Origin of the sequence: Saccharopolyspora sp. NPDC050389 (assembly GCF_040655595.1) — a bacterium.
GTDB lineage: Bacteria > Actinomycetota > Actinomycetes > Mycobacteriales > Pseudonocardiaceae > Saccharopolyspora.
In genome coordinates this window covers 1-3,507 of record NZ_JBFAKG010000208.1, presented here as the reverse complement: position 1 = coordinate 3,507, position 3,507 = coordinate 1, and the positions used below count along the sequence as shown (strand labels likewise).

Below are 3,507 nucleotides of genomic sequence, written 5' to 3'. Positions count from 1 at the left end.
CCACCCGACATCATCGGCTTCACCGCACCCAGCGCGACATCACCATCAGCCTCACGCTTGAAGTAGATGTTGAAAAACGCGCTGAACCGATGCCAGGCGATGCCCATCGTCATGGTCCTGGAGATCACGATCAGCCAGATCGTGGCGCTCATCAGCTTGACGAAGGCGAAGAACGACACCAGGTTCGCGCTGGCCGGCAGCAGGGATCCGATCGGGCCGGAGACGAACTCGGCCCACAGCGGCATCTCGTGCACGCCGAGCGCGGACTTCGCGGCGCGGACGCCGAGGATGCCCACACCCTCGATCAGGACGACGGCCTCGATGAAGTAGGCCCAGGCGAAGTTGGATCCCTGGAAGCGCGAGACGCGGCCGGCGCGGCGCGGGTGGTTGCGCTGGCGGACCACGATCAGCACCAGGATGCCGACGACGGTTCCGACGCCGAGGATCTCCATCAGGAGGTGGAAGATCGCCAGGTCGTCGAGGATCGGCCAGCCCCAGGTCGGTACGAAGACCTCGCCGTAGGCCTCGAACAGCGCCAGGGAGCCGATCAGGAAGCCCCACATGACCAGCCAGTGCCACATGCCGACGTTGCGGAACTTGTTCATCCGCGTGTGGGCGGCGAATTCCTTGACGAGGGTGGCCAGGCGGGCCATGACGGGGCCGTTTCGGGTACCGTCCGGCTGCCCGAGGCGGATGATGCGCACGAACTTGGCGATCGTCGCGGCGAACATGCCCCAAGCGACGATGCCGAGCACGACAGCGATCCCGCCGAGCGTGATCTGTACAGCGCCCATGGTTCGGGTGCCTTTCCTCCGGGGGCGGTGGTGTGAGCAGCGTACGTCTTGTTACTCGTCGGTAACTATACGGGCGCTGCTCATGTCGGGAACAATCGGTGATTCTGCGAGACCACTGGACGAAAAACTAGTTGTGCATTTGTACCATTTGTTTCGGTGAGGTGGGTTCCGCGAGCCACCGTTCCGTCCGCTGAGGACGCGATGCCGTTGCTGGGGTTTCGCGAGTTGTTCCTGTTAGACGTGTGCGACGTCGCATCACGATTTCACCGCGAGCCGGGCGCCGCCGAAGCCGATCCCGGCAGAATTGCGGGCGGCGATGCGATTTTCGCCACGTATTCGATTGAGCGAACGATCTGTTCGGTGAAGTCAGCAGGTGGGTCGAAACAGGGGGATCGGCATGGGCGAGTCGGGCGGCGAATCGATGCGCGCATCGGACGCGGACCGGGAGGCGATTGCGCAGCGGCTGCGCTCGGCGCAGGACGAAGGACGCCTCACCATCACCGAGTACGACGGCCGCCTGCAGCAGGCGTATGCGGCGACGACGCTCGGCGAGCTGCAGCCGTTGGTCGCCGACCTGCCGGAGCCGGTGCCGGCGAAGCCGTCGCCGGAGGTCGCCAAGCGCGAGCGGCAGAAGCGCAAGCTGATCAAGGAGTGGCGGGACTGGGCGGGCGTCTCCTTCATCCTCGTCGCGATCTGGGCGGTGACCTCGATCAGCTCCGGCGAGCCGAAGTTCTTCTGGCCGATGATCCCGATGGGCATCTGGGCCGCGATCAACGTCGCCTCGATGATCTCCGGCGACAGCGGCGACAAGAAGCACAAGAGGTCAGGCCACTAGGAAAACCATGTGCACGCGTGATCGGGCATCCGTATGGTGAACAAGTAGGGCATTCGTACAGGTTTCTCCGGGAGGAAGCGTGGCCTACTTGCTGCTGGCGGTCGCGATCGTGAGCGAGGTGCTCGCCACGGTCTCGCTGAAGCTGTCCGAAGGGTTCAGCAAGACCGTCCCGTCGATCCTGGTCGTGGTCGGCTACCTGGTGGCCTTCAGCGCGCTCAGCGCCGTGCTCAAGCTCGGCCTGCCGGTCGGCGTCGTCTACGCGATCTGGGCTGGAGCCGGAGTCGCGCTGGTGGCGATCATCAGCGCGGTGTTCCTCGGAGAGGGGATCACCGGCGTGCAGGTCGCAGGCATCGCGCTCATCATCGGCGGCGTCCTCGCGCTCGAACTGGGCGGCGCGCATTGACCTCGGCGCACCGCAACCCCGACGAGGAGGAGACCGACGGCCGCCGCGCCAAGGGTGAGCGTCGCCGCCGGGCGATCATCGACGCGACGCTGCGGATCGTCGCCCGCGACGGCGTGGGCGCGGTGAGCCACCGCAACATCGCCCGCGAGGCCGAGGTGCCGCCCGCGTCGATCGCCTACTACTTCGCGGGCATCGACGACCTGCTGGTGGCCACGCTGCTGGAGAGCTGCGAAACCCTGATCGCCGAGGTCGACAGGCTGCGCGGGCAGGTCCGGGACAACTCCGACTGGCCGCGGGTGATCGCCGAGGCGCTGGCGACGATGGTGCGCGACCAGCGCGAACGCACCCTGGGCGAATACGAGCTCTACCTGCTCGCCGCCCGTCGCCCGGCGCTGCGCCCGGCCGCCCGCCGCTGGATCGAGGTCGCCACCGGTTTCCTCAACGACGGCGCGGGCGGCGACGGGCCGGTGATCCGCGCGCTGTTCGCCGCGATCGACGGCCTGCTCATGCAGGCGCTCATCGCCGACGAGCCGCCCACCGCCGACGAACTCGAACCGACGCTGCGCTTCCTCCTGCAGCCGGTTGACTACCTGCGGAATTCGGTCGGCTGATCAGTTGAAGGTCGTGTTGTTCGCCCCTGGGCGGACGACGCTCACAGTGTCGTAGGCCGATTCCCCGGGGTGCGTCGAGCAGGAGGCTCCGAAGGTCAGCGCGCCGGTGCGGATGGTGCTGGTCGACATGACGTCTCCTTCGCGGGCGGTGTACTTCCTGAGAAGCGCGCCAGGGGCCGCGGGCTTGCCGCGATCGGCGTGATCCGGGTCGTGGAGAGCGGGGTTCGTGGCGCGGGCGCACACTCCCCGCATGCGGGTCACGCTGGTCAGGGGCGACATCACCGAGCAGGAAGTCGACGCCGTCGTGAACGCGGCGAATTCCGCGCTGCTGGGCGGAGGCGGCGTGGACGGCGCGATCCACCGGCGCGGCGGCCCGGCGATCCTCCAGGAATGCCGGCTGCTCCGCGCGAGCCGATATCCGGACGGGCTGCCGACCGGGCAGGCGGTGGCGACCACCGCCGGCGAACTCCCGGCGCGCTGGGTGATCCACACCGTCGGGCCCACCTACACCGCGGCGGCGGACCGGTCCGGGCTGCTGGCGTCCTGCTTCCGGGAATCCCTGCGGGTCGCCGACGAACTCGGCGCCGAGGTGGTCGCGTTCCCGGCGATCTCCACCGGCGTCTACCGGTATCCGCTCGACGAAGCGGCGCGGATCGCCCTGCGCACCGTGCGCGACGCCGAGACCGATGTCGACGAGGTGCGGTTCGTGCTCTTCGACGCGAAGTCCTTGGCAGCCTTCGAAACCGCCTACGACGAGGTCTTCGGCAGGTGACCACCCGTGTGCGTTTTGTGCTGCTATAGCAGCACCCGGACGCCCAGGGCCTCGCCGTGATCGATCCGCACGGTCGCATCGACCGAGGTGAC

5 protein-coding genes and 1 pseudogene are annotated in these 3,507 nt (G+C 67.8%); 4 read left to right on the top strand and 2 right to left on the bottom strand.

Annotation, left to right across the window (positions count from 1 at the left end; translation table 11 throughout):
- Window positions 1–794 (bottom strand): annotated as a pseudogene (locus tag AB0I53_RS49395) (Fe-S oxidoreductase); the annotation flags it as partial.
- Between the two features lie 397 nt (window positions 795–1,191).
- Between AB0I53_RS49395 and AB0I53_RS49390 the strand changes: the two are divergent.
- The 3 genes from AB0I53_RS49390 (at window position 1,192) to AB0I53_RS49380 (ending at window position 2,643) form a co-directional block, all read left to right on the top strand.
- The gene (locus AB0I53_RS49390) at window positions 1,192–1,629 is read left to right on the top strand and encodes a DUF1707 domain-containing protein (RefSeq protein WP_358618128.1); all 438 of its coding nucleotides are present in this window, start codon (window positions 1,192–1,194) and stop codon (window positions 1,627–1,629) included.
- A gap of 79 nt (window positions 1,630–1,708) precedes the next feature.
- Entirely contained in the window at window positions 1,709–2,032 is a 324-nt protein-coding gene (locus tag AB0I53_RS49385) for a multidrug efflux SMR transporter (protein ID WP_358618125.1), read from the top strand.
- Window positions 2,029–2,643 (top strand): TetR family transcriptional regulator, encoded by a 615-nt coding sequence (locus AB0I53_RS49380; protein ID WP_358618123.1) that lies wholly within the window; start codon window positions 2,029–2,031, stop codon window positions 2,641–2,643. Before AB0I53_RS49385 ends, AB0I53_RS49380 begins: the two co-directional genes overlap by 4 nt.
- Here AB0I53_RS49380 and AB0I53_RS49375 read toward each other — a convergent pair whose 3' ends face one another.
- Window positions 2,644–2,772: a hypothetical protein gene (locus tag AB0I53_RS49375; RefSeq protein ID WP_358618121.1), complete on the bottom strand. Its 129-nt coding sequence runs from the start codon at window positions 2,770–2,772 to the stop codon at window positions 2,644–2,646.
- A 121-nt stretch (window positions 2,773–2,893) separates the two neighbouring features.
- On the opposite strand from AB0I53_RS49375, the gene AB0I53_RS49370 reads away from it, so the two are divergent.
- Window positions 2,894–3,415, top strand: coding sequence for an O-acetyl-ADP-ribose deacetylase (locus AB0I53_RS49370; protein WP_358618118.1), 522 nt, complete (start codon window positions 2,894–2,896; stop codon window positions 3,413–3,415).
- Window positions 3,416–3,507 lie beyond the last annotated feature (92 nt).

Bases quoted from the DNA above. Each gene is read 5' to 3' on its own strand.
- AB0I53_RS49390 (WP_358618128.1), top strand. From the start codon at position 1,192: ATGGGCGAGTCGGGCGGCGAATCGATGCGCGCATCGGACGCGGACCGG.
- AB0I53_RS49375 (WP_358618121.1), bottom strand. From the start codon at position 2,772: ATGTCGACCAGCACCATCCGCACCGGCGCGCTGACCTTCGGAGCCTCC.
- AB0I53_RS49370 (WP_358618118.1), top strand. From the start codon at position 2,894: ATGCGGGTCACGCTGGTCAGGGGCGACATCACCGAGCAGGAAGTCGAC.